Annotated in this window: 23 protein-coding genes; 15 read left to right on the top strand and 8 right to left on the bottom strand. The window is 42.6% G+C overall.

Annotation, left to right across the window (positions count from 1 at the left end; translation table 11 throughout):
• Positions 1-351 precede the first annotated feature (351 nt).
• Both H540_RS0107900 and H540_RS0107905 read right to left on the bottom strand, forming a co-directional pair.
• Entirely contained in the window at positions 352-1,185 is an 834-nt protein-coding gene (locus H540_RS0107900) for an alkaline phosphatase family protein (protein WP_028400173.1), read from the bottom strand.
• Positions 1,175-2,287 carry an ABC transporter substrate-binding protein gene (locus H540_RS0107905; protein WP_028400174.1) on the bottom strand — a complete coding sequence of 371 codons (1,113 nt, stop codon included), beginning with the start codon at positions 2,285-2,287 and terminating at the stop codon, positions 1,175-1,177. Before H540_RS0107905 ends, H540_RS0107900 begins: the two co-directional genes overlap by 11 nt.
• A 274-nt stretch (positions 2,288-2,561) precedes the next feature.
• Between H540_RS0107905 and H540_RS33050 the strand changes: the two genes are divergently transcribed.
• Together H540_RS33050 and H540_RS0107920 are read left to right on the top strand one after the other, a co-directional pair.
• Positions 2,562-2,729 (top strand): hypothetical protein, encoded by a 168-nt coding sequence (locus H540_RS33050; RefSeq protein ID WP_155890979.1) that lies wholly within the window; start codon positions 2,562-2,564, stop codon positions 2,727-2,729.
• A 208-nt stretch (positions 2,730-2,937) separates the two neighbouring features.
• Positions 2,938-3,981 carry a site-2 protease family protein gene (locus H540_RS0107920; RefSeq protein WP_051317027.1) on the top strand — a complete coding sequence of 348 codons (1,044 nt, stop codon included), beginning with the start codon at positions 2,938-2,940 and terminating at the stop codon, positions 3,979-3,981.
• A 231-nt stretch (positions 3,982-4,212) separates the two neighbouring features.
• Here the strand turns inward: H540_RS0107920 and H540_RS29220 are convergent, their stop codons facing one another.
• The 3 genes from H540_RS29220 to H540_RS0107935 all read right to left on the bottom strand — a co-directional run bounded on the left by H540_RS29220 (position 4,213) and on the right by H540_RS0107935 (position 5,114).
• Positions 4,213-4,614 carry a C40 family peptidase gene (locus H540_RS29220; RefSeq protein ID WP_051317028.1) on the bottom strand — a complete coding sequence of 134 codons (402 nt, stop codon included), beginning with the start codon at positions 4,612-4,614 and terminating at the stop codon, positions 4,213-4,215.
• A 98-nt stretch (positions 4,615-4,712) separates the two neighbouring features.
• On the bottom strand, positions 4,713-4,910 hold the full coding sequence (locus H540_RS0107930) for a YwbE family protein (RefSeq protein WP_028400176.1): 198 nt from the start codon (positions 4,908-4,910) through the stop codon (positions 4,713-4,715).
• Positions 4,911-5,114: a hypothetical protein gene (locus H540_RS0107935; RefSeq protein ID WP_028400177.1), complete on the bottom strand. Its 204-nt coding sequence runs from the start codon at positions 5,112-5,114 to the stop codon at positions 4,911-4,913.
• A gap of 144 nt (positions 5,115-5,258) precedes the next feature.
• On the opposite strand from H540_RS0107935, the gene H540_RS0107940 reads away from it, so the two are divergent.
• Positions 5,259-6,569 carry a DEAD/DEAH box helicase gene (locus tag H540_RS0107940; protein ID WP_034670565.1) on the top strand — a complete coding sequence of 437 codons (1,311 nt, stop codon included), beginning with the start codon at positions 5,259-5,261 and terminating at the stop codon, positions 6,567-6,569.
• 350 nt (positions 6,570-6,919) lie between these two features.
• Here H540_RS0107940 and H540_RS0107945 read toward each other — a convergent pair whose 3' ends face one another.
• Positions 6,920-7,771, bottom strand: coding sequence for a DUF2935 domain-containing protein (locus tag H540_RS0107945; RefSeq protein WP_028400179.1), 852 nt, complete (start codon positions 7,769-7,771; stop codon positions 6,920-6,922).
• A 280-nt stretch (positions 7,772-8,051) separates the two neighbouring features.
• On the opposite strand from H540_RS0107945, the gene H540_RS0107950 reads away from it, so the two are divergent.
• From H540_RS0107950 to H540_RS0107990, 9 genes are all read left to right on the top strand, one after another.
• Entirely contained in the window at positions 8,052-8,981 is a 930-nt protein-coding gene (locus H540_RS0107950; RefSeq protein WP_028400180.1) for a helix-turn-helix transcriptional regulator, read from the top strand.
• A gap of 68 nt (positions 8,982-9,049) precedes the next feature.
• Positions 9,050-9,553 carry a DinB family protein gene (locus tag H540_RS0107955; protein ID WP_028400181.1) on the top strand — a complete coding sequence of 168 codons (504 nt, stop codon included), beginning with the start codon at positions 9,050-9,052 and terminating at the stop codon, positions 9,551-9,553.
• A gap of 532 nt (positions 9,554-10,085) precedes the next feature.
• A complete protein-coding gene (kynB, locus tag H540_RS0107960; RefSeq protein WP_028400182.1) occupies positions 10,086-10,709 on the top strand; it encodes an arylformamidase in 624 nt (207 codons plus the stop codon).
• A gap of 637 nt (positions 10,710-11,346) precedes the next feature.
• Positions 11,347-12,438, top strand: a complete 1,092-nt coding sequence (desB, locus tag H540_RS0107965) for a Delta(10) desaturase DesB (protein ID WP_028400183.1) — start codon at positions 11,347-11,349, stop codon at positions 12,436-12,438.
• A 663-nt stretch (positions 12,439-13,101) separates the two neighbouring features.
• Complete coding sequence (locus H540_RS0107970; protein WP_425388091.1) at positions 13,102-14,310, top strand: GntP family permease; 1,209 nt, start codon at positions 13,102-13,104, stop codon at positions 14,308-14,310.
• Between the two features lie 31 nt (positions 14,311-14,341).
• Complete coding sequence (locus H540_RS0107975; RefSeq protein WP_028400185.1) at positions 14,342-15,043, top strand: CoA transferase subunit A; 702 nt, start codon at positions 14,342-14,344, stop codon at positions 15,041-15,043.
• Between the two features lie 14 nt (positions 15,044-15,057).
• Complete coding sequence (locus tag H540_RS0107980; RefSeq protein ID WP_028400186.1) at positions 15,058-15,720, top strand: 3-oxoacid CoA-transferase subunit B; 663 nt, start codon at positions 15,058-15,060, stop codon at positions 15,718-15,720.
• A gap of 13 nt (positions 15,721-15,733) precedes the next feature.
• Complete coding sequence (locus H540_RS0107985; protein WP_028400187.1) at positions 15,734-16,519, top strand: 3-hydroxybutyrate dehydrogenase; 786 nt, start codon at positions 15,734-15,736, stop codon at positions 16,517-16,519.
• Positions 16,520-16,710: 191 nt separating this feature from the next.
• Positions 16,711-18,117, top strand: a complete 1,407-nt coding sequence (locus H540_RS0107990) for a sigma-54 interaction domain-containing protein (protein WP_028400188.1) — start codon at positions 16,711-16,713, stop codon at positions 18,115-18,117.
• Between the two features lie 115 nt (positions 18,118-18,232).
• Here the strand turns inward: H540_RS0107990 and H540_RS33055 are convergent, their stop codons facing one another.
• Positions 18,233-18,400 carry a hypothetical protein gene (locus tag H540_RS33055; RefSeq protein ID WP_155890980.1) on the bottom strand — a complete coding sequence of 56 codons (168 nt, stop codon included), beginning with the start codon at positions 18,398-18,400 and terminating at the stop codon, positions 18,233-18,235.
• Between the two features lie 281 nt (positions 18,401-18,681).
• Complete coding sequence (locus H540_RS0108000; RefSeq protein WP_028400189.1) at positions 18,682-18,900, bottom strand: hypothetical protein; 219 nt, start codon at positions 18,898-18,900, stop codon at positions 18,682-18,684.
• A gap of 716 nt (positions 18,901-19,616) precedes the next feature.
• Between H540_RS0108000 and H540_RS0108005 the strand changes: the two genes are divergently transcribed.
• The 3 genes from H540_RS0108005 to ilvA all read left to right on the top strand — a co-directional run bounded on the left by H540_RS0108005 (position 19,617) and on the right by ilvA (position 22,458).
• On the top strand, positions 19,617-20,819 hold the full coding sequence (locus H540_RS0108005; protein WP_028400190.1) for an ATP-binding protein: 1,203 nt from the start codon (positions 19,617-19,619) through the stop codon (positions 20,817-20,819).
• Positions 20,820-20,859: 40 nt separating this feature from the next.
• Positions 20,860-21,150 carry an NAD(P)-dependent oxidoreductase gene (locus tag H540_RS29225; protein WP_245592195.1) on the top strand — a complete coding sequence of 97 codons (291 nt, stop codon included), beginning with the start codon at positions 20,860-20,862 and terminating at the stop codon, positions 21,148-21,150.
• 99 nt (positions 21,151-21,249) lie between these two features.
• Positions 21,250-22,458, top strand: coding sequence for a threonine ammonia-lyase (ilvA, locus tag H540_RS0108015; RefSeq protein ID WP_028400192.1), 1,209 nt, complete (start codon positions 21,250-21,252; stop codon positions 22,456-22,458).
• The last annotated feature ends 192 nt before the right edge of the window (positions 22,459-22,650 follow it).

Here is a 22,650-nt window from a genome sequence, read left to right on the forward strand (position 1 = left end):
ATATAGCCAGATAGACTCAAGTTATATATACTATCTGGGAAATGATGTTCTTGAATTTAAATGCAACAAACAAGATAACCTTTAAAGGAAAGTTAAGCTTCTATATAAGTCCGCTTTGTTATTCCGACATATCTATCGTTTGCCGTGTAGAACAAAAGGGAAACTGCGCGTGCTCCCTCTCTCTCTCCCTGCATGGGCCACGAAAAGGGTTTGACCGCTTCTACGCTTAGCCGGATGCTCTCTCCCCTCTAAAAGAAACGTTTTTATGTCGATTTTTAGTTACATTTATATAATTGATCAATTACAATTCGATCATGTTTCTTTGTTGTAGTTTTAGATAGATTGTCCTTTTTAAAGGGAAACCGTTTCTTTTAACCCGGGCAATCTATATGAAATCATTTTATCGGTCGGCTCAATACCTAAGAGTTCACAAACGAGTGGTGCAAAAGCTAATTGCGGAATTACTTCTCCATGAATTCCGTTTTCAACTCTTGGGCTGATGATGAAAAGCGGTACGTCGCGTTCACCATCAGTTGTGCCGCCGTGGTTGCCGTATTCACTCATGCCATGATCAGATGTAATTAAAATATGGTAACCTTCTTTCATCCAAATAGGTAGAAGCTGTGCTAACAAGCTTCCCATTTTTAAGATTTGCTCACGGTATTCTTTAGATTCCGAACCGTAATTTTCTCCTTTCACATCAACGCCCAAAGGGTGAATGTATAAAAAGTGAGGGTCATGCTTTCTGCGCAAAGCCTCAGCATCCATCAGCACATGGCTGTCCGGATAGTCATCATCCCAATAGAACTTTCCGCATTGAATAGGCTTAGACTTATCTTCTTGCTCACGGTCTTCAATAAAATGGAATGGCGCGCGATTATAAAGTTCGCTTACCCAGTAATAAGATACCGCTGCATTTCTTAAGCCGTTTTCTTTCGTAAGATGAAAGAGACTTTTCTCGGTAGAGAGACGAACGGCTTGATTTGACGTAATTCCATTCATTGATGCGGGCGTACCTGTTAGTAATACTTCATATAATGGACGGGAAAGACTTGGAAGCTCAGACTTCACTTTGTAAAGTGCCGCCTGATTCGTTTCAACCAGATGCTGAATAAATCCTAGCGCCTCGCATGCTTTATCATATCGCATACCATCAACAACAATAGCTATCACTTTATTTGACATTTACTAACACCTCTTCTTGCCAAAGCTGCGGTAAAGTACTAGCAGTTTTTTCCCAAGCTTTGGAGTCTTGAACTGGTTTTGCATTTGTGTATTGCTCTTTTGGAAGCAGTTTGTCAGCTACTTCTTTTGGAAGTTGTACATCACGAATTGGGCGAGCAAATCCTTTAGCTAAGTTAATTTGTCCCTCATCACTTAAGATATATTCTCTAGTCATCATCGCTGCATACGGATGTTTTGCATATTTGTTGATGATGGTTGTATAACCGCTTACTACCGAACCTTCTTTTGGAATACTTACGTCAAATTGGTCACGATTGATTTGTTCAGCATAACTAAGTGCATTGAAATCCCAAACAATTGCAACTTCTACTTCGCCTTTTTCAATGTTAGCCGGCTTTGCATCCGTTAGACTAAGGCGGCCTTGCTTGGCAAGCTTAGCAAAATAGTCAAGTCCTGGCTTAATATTCGATTCATTACCACCGTAAGCGATAGCCGCAGCAAGAACCCCCATCTGATTCTGCGCTCCGCGCTGAACATCTCCAATCGTTACTTTGTAATCTCCCTTTAAAATGTCATCCCAGGATTTTGGCGGGTTTTTCACCAATTTTTTATTAGTAAGAAATGCAATTGTTCCTTGGTATCCAACAACCCAATTTCCTTTATCATCTTTCGCCCATTTAGGTATTTCATCCCAATGAGAAGTTTTATATGGGAGGGTTAAGCCTTTTTTTTCAGCAATTGGTCCAAAAGAAATCCCCACGTCACCGATATCAGCTGTTGCATTCTCTTTTTCGGATTCAAATTTAGCAATCTCCTCAGCACTGGATAAGTCTGTATCTGTATGCTTCAAATTATATTTTTTTGTCACGTCATCCCATGTTTCGCCCCAGTTTGCCCATGTATTAGGCATACCAACACTGTTAATGCTTCCTTCTTTCTTTGCCTTGGCTTCCATTTCTCCAATTGTTAACGATTTTGAATCACTAACAGTTGGGGCAGTAGTCTCTTCTTTTGTTCCGCAAGCAGCTAAACCTAGTAAACTCATTCCTAATATTCCAGCTTGAATAGACTTAAAAGACTTCTTGCTCCATTCACGTTTCATCAAAAACTCCTCCTACGGATGTTGTTTTTTTAATGTTTTTGTTGATTGTTTACTGTTTTAGGATACTTTCATAATGTTTATCCCACATTAATCCAATGTTAAGACTTTGTAAAGGTATGAGGATGCTGGTGTAAAAACTCTAGGAAACTTGGTTATACTGATTTGATTTTAGGAGGATTAGGCGTGCTGCTTGGTACAGTTCTCATTCCGGCAGGTAAGCTCTTGTATAAAGCAGCGGTGCAATACATTGTGTTAAATATCAAAAGTACGAGAGGTGAATGAATATGCTGAAGAAGGTAGCGTTAGCGGGGGGATTGTATGTGCGGCAGGAATGATCGAGTTTGCTTCTACAGGATTTACGAAAGATGGAATATCCCTTGATAAAATGATGAGAAGGCAAATCTCATTTGATGAAGCTCCGGTGATTTTATGTTCAATGTGAAATAGCAAGAAGCAGCCTTTTCGAATGAAGCGGAAAGGCTTTTTTATGAGAGAAAAAGGGATTAAAGGATAATTTTTCATGTCAAGACTGCAAAGCAGATAAGGAGATTGGTATGATGAAAAGGAGATGCAAAAGGCGAATATAAGGAGCTATATACCATGCTCGTTTCGTATCGATTCAAAATAAAAAATGAGAGCAGGTGAAATCTATGGAGAAACGAAATGGCAATAAATCCACATTCTTAGGTGTATTGTTGGGGATCGGTGCGTTGGCATTAGGAAAGTTGAAATATGTGCTTGTAGCGCTGAAGATATTCAAGTTCTCTACACTTTTCAGCATGTTCCTTAGCATTGGAGCTTACGCGATAATCTATGGATGGAAGTTTGGGGTGGCGCTTGTCGCGCTTCTCGCCGTGCATGAAGGCGGTCATGGTCTGGGGGCGAGGATGAAGGGCATCCCTACAAGTCCGACGCTCTTCATCCCTTTCATGGGAGCGGTTATCGGACTTAAAGAGAAGCCAAAAGATGCAAGAACAGAAAGTTTCATTGGATACATGGGTCCTTTCTTCGGTTTGTTATCCGTCCTTGTGGCGGCTGGTATGTATCTTATCACAAAAAATCCCTTCTGGGCGATGGTCATCGCAGTAGGCGGCATAATCAATTTATTCAATCTTATGCCTGTATCGCCGCTTGACGGTGGACGCATCCTCGCGGTTGTGAGTCCGCGCATCTGGCTCATTGGATTGGGAGGGCTTATTTTTGCCGCCATTTCATTCGGAGGCGTCTTGACTTGGCTGATTATCCTGTTTGGAATCGGTACAATTTGGAACCGATTCAAGGAAGAACGCCGTATAAAAGAATTAAGCACGAAGATAGATATTTACGATACGTGGTGTGAAAGATTGGGGGAACCAGACGGGTATTCTGCACTCGTGCAGCGGATGAATGAGTTAGAACATAACCCGAGCCCATCCAAAGCGGAAAAGTGGGAATCGGAAGTGCTATCTCACATTCAATATTACACAGAGCTCAATACGACAGAAGAAGGTTGGGCGCGGGCGTTGGATGAGCAAGGCGCAGGGGGAGAAATTCAGCGCTGGAGGGACGAAATGGAGCCAATCGTCCGTTACTACGAGGCGTCAGCTGCAACAAAATGGAAAGTCGTAATCGCTTATGTATTGCTTGCCGCAGCGCTTGGCGGCATGACAGAATGGGGACGTATCCTGATGGAAGCACACCAAATGGAATTATAAGAGCTTACCTTAGGGGAAACCTTTTATTTGCAGGCTCTTTTCACAAAGACTGTTGCTAATGGATTATGTAAGATTAAGTAAGTATATTTGAAGAACGCAAAGTCGCTGTATTGAAATCATTCAAAAGAAGGAAGCATATGAGGAGCTGAGCAGCAAAGATAGATGTATGATTTTTGCACAATATGTAAGCTTAGTGCTCTATAAATACAATTTATAAGCAACAGCCCCGGTTTATTGGGGCTGTTCTATTCGTTTTGCGCCCATAAAAGCACTGCGCCAATGGGAATTCAATTCAGAAATAGTGACTTTTCTTCCTTCCCGATACGTATGAAGCATGTAATTGTTTCCTAAGTACAATCCGACATGTCCCACTTTTGCAATTCCCCTTTTCTTCTTCCTCTGTTTTGTTGTAAAGAATAGTATATCCCCCCGCTGCAAATTAGAAAAGGCAACGGAAGTCCCTATTTGAAATTGCTCCCGTGAGCTTCTAGGCAGCGCGATTCCATGAATGCCGAATACGTGCTGAATGAAGGAGCTGCAATCGAATGAGGCTGTTTGATGAGATGGAGCGTTCCATACGTACGGTGTGCCCAAGTACGAAAGAGCGGTAAAGATAATTCGATATATGAGCATAATCAACCTGCTTTTTTGTTTTACTTTATAGTATTCAAGACTTGTGCTGCAGGAGACAAGCGTGTAAAAAAACTGTATCCATTTTGTGGATACAGCTCTTACTTTGCGATAATGTCTTTCACTCTTCCTACTTGCCCATCCTGCAGCCGTACCTTAATGCCGTGCGGATGAAAGGCGGAGTTCGTCAGAATATCTTTTACGATGCCGCTCGTCAGCTTCCCTGTTCGTTGATCCTGCTTGAGGACGATGTTGACAGAAAGGCCGGGAGTGATGTTTTTCCGGTATTGTCCGTTCATTTACACACCTGTACGGCGGCGCTGGTTGTTCGGTTTTTTCGTTTGCTGGCTTTTCATGCTTTTTGTTGCACTTGAACCGTTCATGGATGATTTTCCGTTTGCTTGCGCTTGTTTTTTGCTCGCAAGCTTCTGCATCATTGCTTCTTGCAGGCTCATTTTCTTTTGTTGCGGTGTTCCTTGTTCGTTATGCTCTGTATTTGACATGTGAAAAGTCTCCTTATTTCATAATTAAGTAACAATTATTATAATACAACGCTCAACAGAAAGCCATGCGGGAAAAAAAGTTCCAGCGGTATGAGGGTTTTCCAGTATACTTAGGAAGGCATAATATATGAAGAGGTGATTTCTATGACAGATTTTTCAAAGCTGGACATTCGTCTGGAGCTGCAAAAAGCGCTGCAGGAAAATGGACGGACTGCACCAACACCTGTGCAAGAAAAAGCAATTCCGCTTTTGCTTGCAGGAAAAGATGTGGTGGCGCAGGCGCAAACTGGAACAGGCAAAACGTTAGCATTCGTGCTTCCTATATTACAAGCGGTCGATCCGCAGCAGCCGTACATACAAGCGTTGATTGTCACGCCTACGCGTGAGCTTGCGGTTCAAATTACGAATGAAATTAAAAAGATGCTCGTGCACTTGCCTGATGTTCATGTACTGGCGGTGTACGGCGGACAGGACGTTGAAAGGCAAATGAAAAGATTGGCGGGAGCTGTGCACGTAGTGGTAGGAACGCCGGGACGCTTGTTGGATCATATACGGCGTGAAACCATCGATCTTTCCCGTGTCGCTACTCTTGTGCTGGATGAGGCAGATCAAATGCTTCACATCGGGTTCTTATCCGAGGTAGAGGATATTATTGAAAAAACGTCTCCAGACAGACAAACCGCACTGTTTTCCGCAACTATGCCAGGGGAAATTCGTGCGCTTGCAAAACGGTATATGAAGAAGCCGGAGAACGTACAAATCAAAACGGCACAAGTTACAGTGAAGGATATTCGTCAGCAGGCAGTGGAAACGACAGACCGGACGAAGCAATCGGCCTTGCGAATGCTGTTGGACGAATATCAGCCGTTTCTTGCGATGATTTTTTGCCGTACGAAACGAAGAGCAAGTACGCTCAATGCCGCGTTACAAGAGTATGGATATAACTCTGATGAACTGCACGGCGACTTGTCGCAATCAAAGCGTGAACAGGTAATGGAACGGTTCCGTCAGGCGAAAATTCAATTCCTAGTAGCAACAGACGTAGCTGCCAGAGGGCTGGACGTGGAAGGTGTCACACATGTGTTCAACTATGACATTCCGCATGATGTGGAAAGCTACATCCATAGAATCGGGCGCACAGGGCGAGCAGGGGAAACAGGGCTTGCGGTCACCCTTTTCGCACCGAAGGACCGGCAGCATTTAGAGATGATTGAAAAAGGCATTAAGATGTCAATTCAGCGCAGCAAGCTGGAAACAGCGCAGCCGCAGAAGAATGATTCTTTTGAAAAGAAAGAGGACCGGAAAAGAAAAGAGTATAAGGGAAAGCAAGAAGATAAAGGAAAGAAAGAGAGAAGCCGCAAACAGCCAAGTGAAAAAGCTTATGGCAAGAAGCAGTCTCAATTCAAAGGGAATGCGAAGCCGAAGCAGCGTCAAGGCGACAGAAGAGGACGATAAAAGCGCTTTAAGAACAATGCTATGGGAAAACACTCTTGTACATTAAATATATAAGGACAGTTATTTACCGAAATATAAAGCTTGTATCTTAGATTACCAAGTAATCATAGATACAGGCTATTTTTTAACACACACTCCTTTTTTAATTAAACCCATTAGTCACCCATGCCGCTCTTCGCTACACCACAGATTATGAAAGGTTCACTGCTCTTCCATGGTAGTTGACAAAGGAATATGATACCATCACAAGGAAAAGAAGCTAACAATAAATTGTTAACTTCTCAGCTTATGGAAAAAATAGTGCCTTTCTCCATAAGCGGGGTACAATTAACTCTATATTCTTTAATCTTCTACTGTCTAGATTGTGGTTTACCGCTTGTAAGATGAGCATCAAACATATCAATTATTTCAAGGAATCTATCAGCTTCACGGAAAACATGGTCTGCTAATAGTGGATGAATGATACTCTTTATTTTACATTGCTCAATTAAATCACGTGCCGTTTTCTTAAAGTCCCGAAGAGATGCGACCGACACACGATTTTGATCCAGGAATTGATCTAAAAGAGGAACTGTTTGAGATTGTGGCTTCATAGATTCTAAGTCAATTGCTTGATACATCAATTGATCAAAATCATTGCTGAAATTCCGAGCCATATCTACAAGCTTTCTTTCCGCTGGATCAAGAAGATGACCAATAAATTTAGCATGGTCTGCCATAATCCTTAAGAAGAAGACATTTTCTTTAATAATAGCATCAGGAAGAGCTTTCAATTTACCTTCATTTAATTCAATTAAACGTTTTCTAAAATAGTTAGCTTCCCTACTTGTATGATCAACTAACAGTGGAAAATTATTTTGCCCTGGCAATTTACATGTGAGAATTAATCCTAGAACTTTTCGTTTAAATGCGAAAATATGGGTTGCAGCTTGTTGTACTTCTGAATTAAATCTTTTTATTTGCTCAGGATCTGTTTGATTTGTAAAGGAATGTGCGGTTTGTTCGATGTGTTCAAACAATTGGTAGAATTGATTAGCCTCTTGGATTAGTTGAGTATCCTCACATCTAAAACCCAATCGAAGAAATAAAGAATGCTCTTTCATGATTCTAGACCAAAAACGAATTTCATTTAATGATCGCTCAACAAACATTCCAGATGTAACACCCGTATCAGGATGTAATACGACTTCATCCCTGTTCATTCCCAACCCCCCAGTAAATACTACGTTCGTTCTATTCTTATTAACATATACATATAAAAATACCATCAATAAAAGTTCAGTGTGGCTATAAGAATAATCTTATTTTTCCTCCATTGATATAGGGTTACTTATAGAAGGAAATGATTAAGGCTTTTCAGAATCATTATTAAAGTAATACAAAGACTGTTGAATGGAAGCATTATAGGTCAAAAGAGTTCTCATTACGGCGGGGGGTTAATCACGTTTTTTCGAGAAGCTCTTATAAAGGAGGGGAACGTGTATGAAGCTGGAACGGCTGTTGGCTATCACAGTGCTGCTTCTCGGCCGCAAAAGGGTGAGCGGCAAGGAGCTGGCAGAGCGGTTTGAGGTGTCGCTGCGCACCATCTATCGAGATTTAGAGACGATTAATCAAGCAGGGATTCCAATTGTGTCCTACTCAGGGGCAGCCGGAGGCTATGAAATCATAGATAGCTATAAGCTGGACCGGCAGCTCGTTTCTCAAGAGGAGCTGCATTCCATTTTCAGCGCGCTGAAAGGGATTCAGGCGACATTGGAGGATCGGGAAATCGGAGCTCTTATGGATAAGGTTGGAGCTTTAATAGCAAACAATCCACAAACAGAATCCGGACACGGTCTGATTGTGGATTTCCACCCTTGGCCGGTGGATGATGGCAATAAAGAGAAGACTGTCGGCATACGCAAGGGAATAAAGGAAACACGTCTTGTTCGTTTTTTCTATGTTAATAAACAAGGAGAAGAGCTAGAGCGTTTAGTTGAACCGATGGCCTTGGCACTCAAAGGGCACGGTTGGTATTTGTACGGGTATTGCCGCGAGCGTGAGGATTATCGTATTTTCAAGCTGTCCCGAATTAAAAATTTAGAGGTGCTGGAAACGGAGTTCAAGCGGCGGGAGAAATCACAGGAAGAGCTGGAAGCGTTGTGGACCAAACCGAATCCATCTTCCCGTATACATATCATGATGCGCTTCAGCCCATCGGTTCGGTACAGAGTGGCGGATGAATTTCAATCCTCTCATATTGAGGTTGAGAGCGATGGAGCTATACTCGTACAAACAACGATGCCGGATCAGCCATGGTTGTACGGCATGCTGCTTAGTTACGGGGATGCCGTGGAAGTGCTGGAACCGCTCTATGTGCGGGCAACTTTGCATGAAAAAGCGCAAGAAATTGTGCGATTATATGAAAAATGATGACAGACTGCTGTCAGCGAACATGTTTTATACTAAACTCATCAAGGTTTTTAAGGAGGAGATTTGACATGTTTGTAAGCTTGAAAGAATTTGCGGAAGAATGGAAGCACGAAGCGGTAGCGACGCAGCGGATTTTGGAAGCGCTGACGGATGAATCTTTGCAGCAGCGAGTAGCGAAAGAGCATTTTTCATTAGGACAGCTCGCCTGGCACTTAACGGTTGCGGTCTACAGTATAATGTCGCAAACGGGACTTTCAATTGAATCGCCTGGCAAGCAAGAGGATATGCCTGCATCTGCGAAGGAAATTGCGAACGCGTACGAGCGAATAAGCAACGTGATGCTCGAAGCAATGATGACTGAATGGACGGATAAGACATTGGAGGAATCCCGGATGATGTTTGGTCAAGAGTGGTCAATTCAGATGACACTGCGCGCATTGATTCAGCATCAGACCCATCATCGCGGTCAAATGACAGTATTGATGCGTCAGGCTGGTTTACGTGTTCCAGGTATGTACGGCCCAAGTAAAGAAGAATGGGCGGAAATGGGTATGGTGTCTCCGCAAGTGTAAAAAAAGAGCGTATGGACTTGAAGAAAAGTTTATATGCGATTTGGAAATAGTTCTTTCCACAAAGAGGAAGCCTGCGCTTTAGCGCAGGCTTTTTTCTATGATTTCGTTATAATTTTTTATGGAAGAGAAAGCGGGTTTTTTCGTGATGACCGCAAAAACAATAATGTAAAATATAGTAATGATTATCCCTGCAATCCCTGTTAGAAACGGTACAATTGGCTTTGTGCGGAAGGAACGTTGCGAAACTATATAAGCTCAATTTAAAAATTCGCCATAAGAAACAATTTGTGATTAAGCGTTATTTTAATATAGTGTTTAATCTGTGTTGTCAGAAAACATTGACAAATGAAAAGCCGGTCATTTACCCTTGATATATATAAATGCAACTAAAAAATCGACATAAAAACTTTTCTTTTAGGGGAGAGAGCATCCGACTAAGCGTAGAAGCGGTCAAACCTTTGTAGTAGTTCATGCAAGGGTAAACAATTCACTCATATATAAGCGCGAGATCATTACTTAAGGGGATGAAGGCATGAAGATCATTGATATATCGAGAAAGCTGGAGCGAGGTACGCCGACATGGCCCGGTGATACACCGTTTTCCTATGAAGTAAGTTGGACGAAGGAGCAAAGCGGTTCTGTAAATGTGGGGAAGCTGACAATGAGCATCCATACCGGCACCCACGTGGATGCGCCATTTCATTTCGACAGCGAGGGAAAGCGAATCTATGATTTGGATTTGAATATATATGCAGGTCCTGCGCGTATTATTGATATGTCAGGAAGAGAGAGCATCGGCGCCAGCGATTTACAGGATGTTGACTTGACAGGAACGGAGCGGCTGCTGCTGCGCACGGGATCCTGGAAGGATCCCGATGAGTTTCCTCAAACTATCACGTATTTACGTGCCGATCTTGCACCATATTTAGCAGAAAAAGGTGTTCGGCTGATTGGTGTAGATGTACCGTCAGTGGATCCGCTTGACAGTAAAGAGTTGGCTGCACACCACTCACTGCACATGCACCAGATTCATATTTTAGAAGGAATTGATTTAGATAGAATAGAGCCTGGTGATTATGAACTTATCGCTTTACCGCTTCCGTTAGCGGAGGGAGATGGAAGCCCGGTTCGAGCCGTGCTACGTTCATTACTTTAAAGGGCGATGGGAAAATGGAGAAGTTAACAGACTGCGAGAAATATATTCGCAGATGAAAAGTTTCAGGTGTTCCGCTACTCTCGTATTTATATACAACTGAATAAAAAAACCGTCTTTTTACAGTGGGGCGAGAGCATCCGGCGACGTGCGGAAGCGGTCAAACCCTTGTAGTGGTCTATGCAAGGGTAAACCATAGATAGGAAGAAAGCGCCAATGCCGTTTTGCTGTACACAGCACATTGAAATGTCGAGTTTATCATTCACTCATATATAGCTTGGATACGAGGAGCTTAAAGGGTGTCCCGACACAAGCGCTGGAATAATGAGTTAGAAAGGAGCTTCTCATAATGAGGAGTTCTTTTTTTTCAAAAAAATTAAAACCAATTCATATAATCAGAATTTAGCACCAAGTAATAATTTTTCGTTGACAATGGTCAAAATAGACTGTTAGGATGAAGGTTGTGGAGATACATAAGGGTGATGGGTTTTTAATAAACCAAGTCTCCGTGCGCACTCCTTTTATAAAAAGAGGAGTGCGTACATTAATATTCTTTACTTTGCTGATAAGTGGCTAACCGCTAAAGGAAAAGGCGGGCACTGGCTCAAAGGAAAGGCTATCATGAGGAAGGGGAAAAGAAATGAAGGATCTTCATACGTTCGGATGGTATGCGGCACGTGTCGCACCATATCTGCCGAAAAAAGCGTTTAAGCCGGTTCCTGCACGTCTTCTTGGCGGACTTGCTTATGTGTTGGTTGTAGTTGCGGGGTTTTTAACAATTGGTTTATTGGAACTGAATCTGTGGTGGAATCTTGCGATTGCGGCTGCATTGGGCTTTAGCTTCTCTGCAATGGGATTTTTGGGCCATGAGATTTTACATGGTACGGTTGTAAGAAAGGCTTGGTTGCGTGATTTACTTGGAGCAGTTGCATTCTGGCCATTGAGTACAGGACCAAAGTTATGGAGAAAGTGGCACAATATGACCCACCATATTCATACGCAGGATGAAGAACTTGACCCGGATGCATGGCCTACTATTACGAAGTTGTCCAAAAGCCGGTTTTTAAGCTGGATGTATCGTCTGCCGATGCCAGTTCGTTCTTTTTTCAACTTTCTTGCGTTAACGATTACGTTTACACTCCATTCTTCCAGAATGTTTGCCACATATATAAAAGAATTTAAGCCGAGCAAGCGTCCGGTTGTGTGGCTGCAGCTGCTAATGCCTTGGGCAAGCTGGTTCAGCCTGCTGTTTGTAATGGGGCTTGAAAAATGGTTTTTCGCATATTTGCTGCCTCTTTTCATCGCAAACTTTATCGTAATGGCATATATCTCGACAAACCATCGCTTAAACCCGCTTACGCCAGTGAACGATCCGCTTGCGAACAGCTTGACGGTTACAGTACCGCGCTGGGTGGACGTGCTTCATTTTAACTTCTCTTACCATACAGAACATCATTTGTTCCCGGGTATGAGCTCAAAGTACTATCCGATGGTCAAGAAAAAGCTAACAGAAATGTGGCCGGAGCGCTATCATGAGATGCCGATGCTGAAGGCGATGATCGCGCTTTGGAAAACACCGCGTGTTTATTATCAAGGGACGGAATTGATTGATCCGCATCAGCAAAACGTATACGGTTCGTTAGGACATGGATTGGATCCGGATCACATTGAATACAAGATACTAGAGGAAAAAGAAACATCTGCCGATTCTCCTAGAGTCAAAATAAATTAAACAAACGTTTGATTAAATGTGCATTTCTTCTATTTTTGCAGGAAGAAATGCATTTTTTTGTGAATATCATTCCGGAAATTCGGAATTTCCGCATTTCCGGAATGATATTCGTGTGAATTCCACATTTCCGGAATTTTAATTTTAATATTTTGTTTTTTTGAATAAAATATTATTTCACTTTATGAAAAAATATAGAGCTTGCATGTATTGATACAAGAAAGTTTGCGGATTTTGCGCGAAATAAAATAGGAATTTGGCATAGTATTTGCTTATATAATTAGTAGAAAGACAATCGATCTTGCAGGGAAAGGAGGATCGGAAACCTTTTATTCTAGTAATAATTGAAAACGTTTACCAATAAAATGAAAACGGTTACTTAAGAGGATGCAGGGGTTATTTATTTTATTCGATCAACTGAAAAGGGGGATGTTTGTGGATTTTATTGTCATTCTGTTGGCATTAGGTTTATTGATGTTCGTTGCCTATCGTGGATTTTCCGTTATTTTATTTGCTCCGATTTGCGCGCTGTTTGCGGTTTTGCTAACCAATCCAGAATTTGTTTTACCGTTCTTCTCTAACATTTTTATGGAGAAAATGGTTGGCTTCATTAAACTTTATTTTCCTGTTTTCTTATTGGGTGCCATCTTTGGCAAGGTTGTTGAAATGTCCGGTTTGGCAGAATCCATCGCAAAAACAATCGTTCAGCTTGTAGGGGCAAAAAGAGCGATTTTGGCGATTGTGCTTATGGGTGCTATCCTGACTTACAGCGGTGTAAGCTTGTTTGTAGTTGTGTTTGCGATTTATCCGTTCGCAGCGAACATGTTCCGTCAGGCGAATATTCCAAAGCGCTTAATTCCAGGAACGATTGCATTAGGGGCGTTTACATTCACGATGGATGCGCTGCCGGGTACGCCGCAAATTCAAAACGTAATTCCGACGACGTTTTTTAAAACTAACATTTATGCAGCTCCGACGTTAGGAATTATCGGTGCGGTTTTCGTTTTAATCATCGGTATGCTTTATTTGGAATCCCGCCGCAGAAAAGCTGAAAAAGCGGGAGAAGGATACTACGGATTTGAGGGAGCGGAGATCGCTGCTTCTCAGGATGCAGCGGTGAAGGCGGAGGAACCGTCTCTTCCGACTCGAACGCACACGGGCATAGGCCGTCAGATTTTAGCATTTGTGCCGCTTGTTCTTGTAGGTGTGATGAATAAGTTTTTCACGATTTTTATTCCGAAATGGTATCCGAATGGATTTAGTTTTGAAGCAATCGGTTTAAAAGCATTCGGCAAGATTGAAACTCCTGCTGTTGTTGCGATTTGGTCTGTGGAAATGGCGCTTTTGATTGGGATTATTGCAACGATTCTATACGATTGGAAGCGTGTGAAGGTGAATTTCCAAGCAGGCATCAATGTAAGTATCGGCGGTGCGCTGTTGGCTGCGATGAACACTGGAGCTGAGTACGGCTTCGGCGGTGTTATTTCATCCCTTCCCGGCTTTGGCGTCATCAGCAAGGGTATTGGAGAAACATTTACGAATCCGCTTGTAAATGGAGCAGTAACAACAACGACTCTTGCAGGTGTTACGGGTTCTGCGTCCGGCGGCATGGGAATCGCGTTAAGTGCAATGTCTGGAAAGTATTTGGAGGCAATCAATAAGTTTAATATTCCGCCAGAAGTAATGCATCGCGTAATTTCTATGGCGTCCGGCGGTATGGATACGCTTCCGCACAACGGAGCCGTTATTACGTTGCTTGCAGTAACGGGGCTGACGCATCGTCAATCTTATCGCGATATTTTTGCGATTACGATTATCAAAACAGCTGCCGTATTCTTCATTATCGGCGTGTACAGCTTAACAGGTCTTGTATAAAATAATCTTTCATTTGAAGGGAGAACATGTCATGAGAAAAGGTAAGATAGTGAGTTCATTCAAAGAAGCGGTTGCGGATATTCATGACGGCGCAACCTTAATCGTCGGGGGATTCGGTTTATGCGGAATCCCTGAGCAGGCGATTTTAGCATTGCGTGATCAGGGAACGAAGAACTTAACAGTAGTCAGCAATAACTGCGGCGTAGACGATTGGGGACTGGGTCTTTTGCTGGCAAATCGCCAAATTAAAAAGATGGTATCATCTTATGTGGGAGAAAATAAAATTTTTGAACGCCAATTTCTAAGCGGCGAGCTGGAAGTAGAGCTTGTGCCTCAAGGAACCTTGGCAGAGCGCATTCGTGCAGGCGGAGCCGGAATTCCTGGATTTTATACTGCGACGGGGGTAGGGACACCAATCGCAGAAGGCAAGGAGCATAAGGAATTTGACGGACGGACGTATATTTTGGAGCGCGGCATTGTCGGCGACTTTGCGCTGGTGAAGGCGTGGAAGGCCGATACGCTAGGCAATCTGGTATTCCGCAAAACAGCTCGTAACTTCAACCCTGTTGCAGCAATGGCTGGGAAGATTACGATTGCCGAAGTAGAGGAGATCGTAGAAGCGGGCGTACTCAATCCGGATGAAATACATACGCCGGGTATTTACGTACAGCGCGTATTGCTTGGAACAAATTACGAAAAACGGATTGAACGCCGCACAGTTGTGCAAGCATAGGGGAGGGATAGAGAATGCAAAATGCGAGAATGAGAATTGTAAAGCGCGCCGTGAAAGAGATTCAAGATGGTATGAATGTAAACTTGGGAATCGGGATGCCTACACTTGTTGCAAATGAGATTCCTGCAGATTATAACGTGTTGCTTCAATCGGAGAATGGTTTGCTTGGCATCGGCCCGTATCCGGTTGAGGGAACAGAAGATGCGGACTTAATTAACGCCGGTAAAGAAACTGTTACAGCTGTTCCTGGAGCAGCATACTTTGACAGCGCAGAATCCTTTGCGATGATTCGCGGCGGACATATTGACCTTGCGATTTTAGGCGGTATGGAAGTATCAGAAACAGGCGATCTGGCAAACTGGATGATTCCCGGAAAGATGGTAAAGGGAATGGGCGGAGCGATGGATCTTGTAAATGGAGCGAAGCGCATTATCATAATTATGGAGCATGTAAATAAACATGGTGAATCCAAAGTGAAGCAAGCATGTACACTGCCCCTTACAGGGCGGCGGGTAGTTCATCGTCTCATCACTGACTTAGCGGTATTTGACTTTACTCCTGAAGGCATGGTGTTAGTGGAAACACAAGCAGGCGTGACTGTTGAAGAGGTAACGGAGAAAACAGAAGCGGCTTTCACGGTAAGTCCGAATGTACGTATCGGCGTAAGCGTGCTTTAAGGGGGAGTGAAAGATGACTCGGCTATTAGAACAAAAGGCAGCGCTCGTGACAGGAGCGGCAAGCGGAATCGGTTTGGAGATTGCGCGCACCTTCGCACAGGAGGGCGCGAAGGTCGTTATTTCTGATTTAAACGGCACTGCAGCGGAAACAGCAGCGAAAGAGCTGCGGGAGCAAGGCTTTGAAGCAATCGCTGTCGTTTGTGATGTGACAAACGAAGCGCAAGTGCGCGAAAGCTTTGAACGTGCATTAAAAGAGTTTGGGAGATTGGATATTTTGGTGAACAATGCAGGTTTGCAGTATGTATCGCCGATTGAAGAATTTCCTACAGAAAAGTTTGAGCTGCTTGTGAAGGTCATGCTGACTGCACCGTTTATCGGAATCAAATATGCATTTCCGATTATGAAGGAACAAGGTTTCGGACGCATTATTAATATGGCTTCCATTAACGGTCTTGTGGGCTTTGCGGGCAAAGCAGCTTACAACAGTGCCAAGCACGGCGTAATTGGCTTAACAAAGGTCGCTGCGCTCGAAGGAGCGGCGGACGGCATTACAGTTAATGCACTGTGCCCTGGTTACGTGGACACGCCTCTCGTACGGAATCAGCTCGGTGACTTGGCAAAAACGCGCAACGTGCCACTAGAAAGCGTGTTAGAGCAAGTTATTTATCCGCTCGTTCCGCAAAAACGTCTCCTTTCTGTAAATGAGATTGCAGATTATGCAACATTTCTTGCGAGTGACAAGGCGAAGGGGATTACAGGGCAGGCAGCTGTGCTGGATGGTGGTTATACGGTACAGTAGAAAAGTGCATAAAAAGACGCTGCGTAGCTATGGCAGCGTCTTTTTATTGTGTGGCCTTTTTGTCGTTTCAGAGATTTTTTGCACCAGAACTATATATAACTGACTATATATTTGTAGAATAATGTAAAATTTCAGTCAATAATTTGCTATGATAGAAGGAGGAGATATTGAAAACGGGGGTGGTTCTGCACGTGATAACGAAAAACAAGCTTCCATACGAATGGCTGGAGGAAATTTTGAATTTAGCAGCGGAATGGATTGTGGTGGTAGATCGAGAAGGAATCATTCGCTATATTAACGGTGCGTATTGTGATTTTTTGGATACTTGTACGGAAGAAGCGACTGGCAAGCATGTGCAGGATGTGATTGAAAATACAAGGATGCATTTGGTTGTAAGAACGGGGCAGGCAGAGGTGGCATCTATCCACGCGATTAAAGGAAGCGAAATGATTGCAAACCGATATCCGTTGTATGTGGACGGAGAGCTAGTTGGAGCCGTTGGAACGGTGATGTTTCGCAACTCGCAGGATTGGCTTGATTATTCAAGGAAGGTGCAGCCGGTTTTAGAGGAATTAAAGTATTATAAGAAGCGCTTTGAAAAGGAGCTGCGGAGCAAGTATAACTTTGGGGATTTGATTGGTAACCATCCGAAGTTTCAAGAAGCAAAGCGACTTGCTGAGCGTGTAGCGGGCAGTCAGTCTGCAGTGCTTTTGTCCGGAGAGTCAGGTACGGGGAAGGAACTATTTGCCCATGCGATTCATCAAACGAGTCCACGCGGGCAATTCCCGCTCGTTCGCGTCAACTGTGCTTCTATTCCAGAAAACTTGTTGGAGTCGGAATTGTTCGGATATGAAGAAGGAGCGTTTACAGGGGCAAAAAAGGGCGGGAAAAAAGGAAAGTTTGAGTTGGCGCACAGAGGCACTGTCTTTCTTGATGAAATTGGAGATATGCCGCTGCAGATGCAAAGCAAGTTACTGCGGGTGCTGCAGGAAAAAGAAATCGAACGTGTCGGCGGGCAAGCGCCGATTCCAGTTGATGTCCGCATCATTGCGGCAACTCATCGTCATCTAGAGCAAATGGTGCAAGAAGGAAAGTTTCGTCAAGATTTGTATTATCGTCTCAATGTTATGAAAATCGAAATCCCTTCTCTCAGAGAAAGGAAAGAAGATATTAAACCCATTGCAAAAGCGCTTCTCTGTAAGCTGGAAAGAAAGTTCAGCCGGCAAGGAATCAAGCTTTCCGAAGAAGTTGTGGAGCGTTTGGAAGCACACGCGTGGCCGGGGAACGTGCGGGAGCTTGAAAATATATTGGAGCGGGCAGTCAATGTACTGGACGGGAACATCATTCGTTTAACTCACCTGCCTTTATATTTGCAGGACGATCTGCAGCTTGTTCGGTTTCACGGCAGTCGGACGGAAGACCTGCCATTTAAGGACGGCCCAGTCCAACCGCTCAAGGAAGTGTTGATGCACGCGGAAAAAGCGGCCATTCAGCATGCGCTGCGGCAAACGAATGGAAACAAACAGCTGGCGGCGAAGCTTCTTGGTATCGGGAAAACGAGTTTTTATGATAAATGCAAAACTTATAACATAAATTGATACTCTTTGTGGAGGCAGAGGCTGTTCCGGAAAACCATATATGGATTTTCGGAACAGCCTCAATCTTTGTTTTAAAGATGGGGAGAGTACCGTGGAACCTTTTGGCGGTATTTTCTTACTTGAATTCTTGTCCTTCTTTTGTGTATATAGCATATATTTCTATCAGTGCTGTATCGTCCAGTCGAGCTACGCTTTCTTCAACGGAAGACTTCATCTGACGCAAGACCGCTTTTTCGTATATTTCTCTCTCAGCTTCGCTCAAAAAGTAGGTTTTTAATACCATTATGTTTCGCTCCTTTCTGAATATATATGAGTGAATGATAATTTCGGCATGTCTATGTGCTATGTGCAAAACAAAAGGGAATATGGTATGCTTCTTCGCTCTGGTTTCCCCTTGCATGAACCACTACAAAGGTTTGACCGCTTCTGCGCGTCTTTTGATCTCTCCCCGCTATAAAAAGACGGTTTTTTTATTCACTTGTATATAGTAAAACATATGCTGTTGCCCTTAATTCAAATATTTACTATTCTGCCTCATATCAATAATTTCTGTTCTCAAGCGAATTACTGTACATCATTCCGTTGCAGTTGTTTAGATTTAACTAAATACTCGTAGTAATCGTATTCTTCAGCGTCCAGAACTGTGACAGAACGGATGGGAAGGTCAGCAGAAATCTCCTCTGCGAAATAAAGAGCTTCTTCCATACTTTCAAACTTTTTTATGATGTGATAGCGAATGTCGTCTTCTCTAAACTTCTGTTCACAAACATAGAAGCAAAGCATGTTTTTCCCTCCTCCTCAAGCTTATCTTTTTATTTATAGTAAAAGCAATTTCTATGCCAAGTTGAAGAGAAAGCTTTACAATTATATGTAATGCAAGTTTGTAAGAGAAGACAAGGTGTTTGGCAAGGGGGAAAAGTAAAGGGAATTCCGTAATTTTGGAATAATCGTGTATAACATTCCGGAAAAACGGAATTTTCCGAGATTATGGAAGTTATTTGTATATATGAGTGAATGATAATTTCGACATTTCCATGTGCTATGTGCAACCAAAAAGGAGTATTGCATGCTTCTTCGCTCTGGTTTACCCTTGCATGAACCACTGCAAAGGTTTGACCGTTTCTGCACGTCGCCGGATGATCTCCCCCCACTATAAAAAGATGGTTTTTTTATTCACTTGTATATATAAATGATTTATAATTTCGACATATGAACTGCTGCTATACAGAAAAAAAGGCAGCCTGCACTCGCTTCCTCGCTCTGGTTTCCCCTTGTATGGGACAGGAAAAGGGTTTGACCGCTTCTATGCTCCGCCGGATGCTCTTTCCTCACTACAAAAAGACGATTTTTTTATTCACTTGTATATAGATTTAATAAGCCGCCTTTGAGATACCCTATAATTATAAATTTCTGTAAATTCTTAAAAATATAATTTTCAAGATTTTCTGATATGCTATTTCTAGTAATTCTTATTTTGGGGAGAACGGGGATAAGGGTGAATGAGGGAATTTAATATAATATCAAATTTAAAGATATACTGGGTTATTATTATATTCATGATTGGACTTATGATTGGCGGTCTAATTGAAGATCAAACAGATACTCCGCGGTATATGATTTTAATTCATTTCATGTTTGTAGCTATAGTTTCTAGTCTTTTGCTTATATATCCAAAAAAGGAAACAGATGCAGTGAAGAGTATGCTTGTTTTTTCAAGCGCAAGCTACTTTTATGTCATGTTCCTCATGTACCCGGAAACATCATTAAATATTATTTTGGCTGCGCTGGTCCCGAGTATTGCTATTTTATTTTTTCATAGAGTGCTCTTTTATATATTATCTGTCCTAAATATCTTGTTTGCGGCAGGTATATTCAGCTACATCCGCTTTATAGATCAAGGGAAAGTGTACGACTACATTTACAATGACTTTTATGGAAACATCATTAGTTTCTTAGGAAGTCAGGGTATTTTATTTTTTGTATTTTTGCTTACAAGAAAACGTGTGGAAAGAGTAAGGGGTTATTATGAACAAATGCAGCAGACAGAGCGCCTGCAAACGACAGGGCAGCTCGCAGCAGCGGTAGCGCATGAAATTCGGAATCCTATTACTGTTGTCAATGGCTTTTTGCAGTTATATAAGGAAGATAAGCGCATTCCAGAAGATGTAAAACAGCACTTTGGGCTTATGCTTGACGAACTAAATGCAGCGGAACAAGTAATTGATGATTTTCTGTCGCTGGCGAAACCGCGCAATGAAAAAACGGAAAAGGTAGATGTACAGGAGACGCTCCATAGCGTAGTGGACTTGCTTTCTTCCTATGCCTTAATCAATAATATTGCTTTCTCCATCTCGCTTAAGGAGGATGTATACATTCAATGCAGTACGATTGAATTCAAGCAGCTGCTTGTGAATATATTAAAAAACTCTATTGAAGCAATGCCTCATGGAGGAACAATTATTATTTCGGCAGGAAAAATCGGGCGCAGCCTGTTAATTCGCATTACCGACTCCGGCATAGGAATGACGAAGGAAGAGGTAAAGCTGCTTGGGACACCCTTTTATTCTTTGAAGAGCCGAGGTACTGGTCTAGGTTTGATGATTTGCTTTAATATAGTGGAGAAGCATCAAGGGAAAATTCAATTTACGAGTCAAAAGAATAAGGGAACAACAGTGTCGTTGCAGTTCCCTGCCTCTTACTGAGGCGACAAATGAGTTATTTAATGAAGCGTTTTTCAATAAGCTGCAGCGTACAGGATTTATCAATGTGGGAAGAGGAAAAACGGTAGAAGAAAAAGCACTGCTGAAAGCTTTGGATAAAGGAAATGTGCGTTTGGCAATTTTAGATGTGTTTGCAGAAGAGCCGCAGCCTGCTTCATCATCGTTTTGGGAGCATCCGTATGTAATTGTTACTCCTCATATTTCGGCGGTGACCTCACCTGAAGAGGCAGTTGCTTGCTTTTTGGAAACGCTGGAAAATCTGGAGAATGGCAAAACAGTCTCAAATGTTGTAAATGTGCAAAATGGATATTGAAAATTAAGAAACCTCCCGCAATATCTGCCCTTTGTGAAACGCATAAATCATCCTTCTTTGCCAAAACTATCCGTATGTATGACAGAGGAGGGTGTATTCATGCTTTCTATGAATGATATGATACAAGCTCACGAGCGGATGAAGGGGATTGTTCACGTGACACCGCTGGATTATTCGAGTACATTCAGTGAGCTTGCGAAAAACGAAGTGTACTTAAAGCTTGAAAATTTACAGAAAACCGGTTCATTTAAAGTGAGGGGCTCTTATAATAAAATTATTTCTTTACCGAAAGAAGAACTAGAAAACGGGATTGTTGCGGCATCGGCAGGAAACCATGCGCAGGGGGTCGCTTATTCCAGCAACATGCTGAATATTCCGTGCACCATTGTCATGCCGAAAGGGGCGCCGTTAAGCAAAGTATTAGCAACGAAGCGCTACGGTGCAAACGTAGAGCTGCATGGAAATTCTGTTGATGAAGCACTTGTATACGCCAAGCAGCTAAAAGAAGAAACCGGGGCAACCTTTATTCATCCGTTTGATGATGAAGCGGTAATCGCCGGGCAGGGAACGATTGGGCTTGAAATATTGGAGCAGCTTCCAGACGTAGAGGCAATAATATGTCCCGTCGGGGGAGGAGGGCTCATTGCAGGGGTGGCGATGGCTGTAAAGGAGCATAATCCTAATATCCGTGTATACGGTGTAGAAGCAATGGCATGTCCGAGCATGAAGCAATCTCTGCAACAAAAAAAGGTTGTAACGATAGAGTCTATGCCGACAATGGCGGACGGCATTGCGGTGAAAAGACCGGGAGAGCTTACATTTCAAATGATTCAGCGTTATGTAGACGATATTTTTTGTGTAGACGAAATGGAAATCGCCCGCACGATGCTGATGGTGCTGGAGCGGAACAAGCTTCTCACAGAAGGCTCCGGCGCTAGCTCTTTGGCATCGCTTCTGTACCATAAAACACCTCTGCAGAGTAAAAAGGTCATCGCCGTTTTAAGCGGAGGCAATGTAGATGTCAATTTCATTTCCAGAATCATTGAGCATGGAATGGTGGAATCAGGAAGGTTTGTGCACTTTACGACAACGATTCCGGATAAGCCCGGACAGCTGCAGAAGATTTTACAAGTTATCTCGGAACTAGAAGCAAATGTATTGAATATTCATCATGAGAGAATTGGAACGAAAGTTTTTCCGGGGTATGCGGAACTTCACTTGTCGCTCGAAACAAAGGACCATTCTCATATTGAACGTATTCAAGAAGCGATGAACGCAAAAGGATATGTGATTCGCATGATAGAATGATAAAACACAAACGAAAGAAGAGATATAACAAGTTTCTTTCGTTTTTTCGTTTATTTTGAAAGCGATTTCAAAAATGTAGTCTTTTAAAATAACAAAAAAGGCGAAAATTAGTAAAAAAAAATTTGCATAAAAGTATTGTAAAAAGTAGAATTTTTAGAATATAATAGACTCATGTTAGAAAACATGACACGG

The sequence above is a fragment of the Ectobacillus panaciterrae DSM 19096 genome, assembly GCF_000430785.1.
GTDB classification, from domain to species: domain Bacteria; phylum Bacillota; class Bacilli; order Bacillales; family Bacillaceae_G; genus Ectobacillus; species Ectobacillus panaciterrae.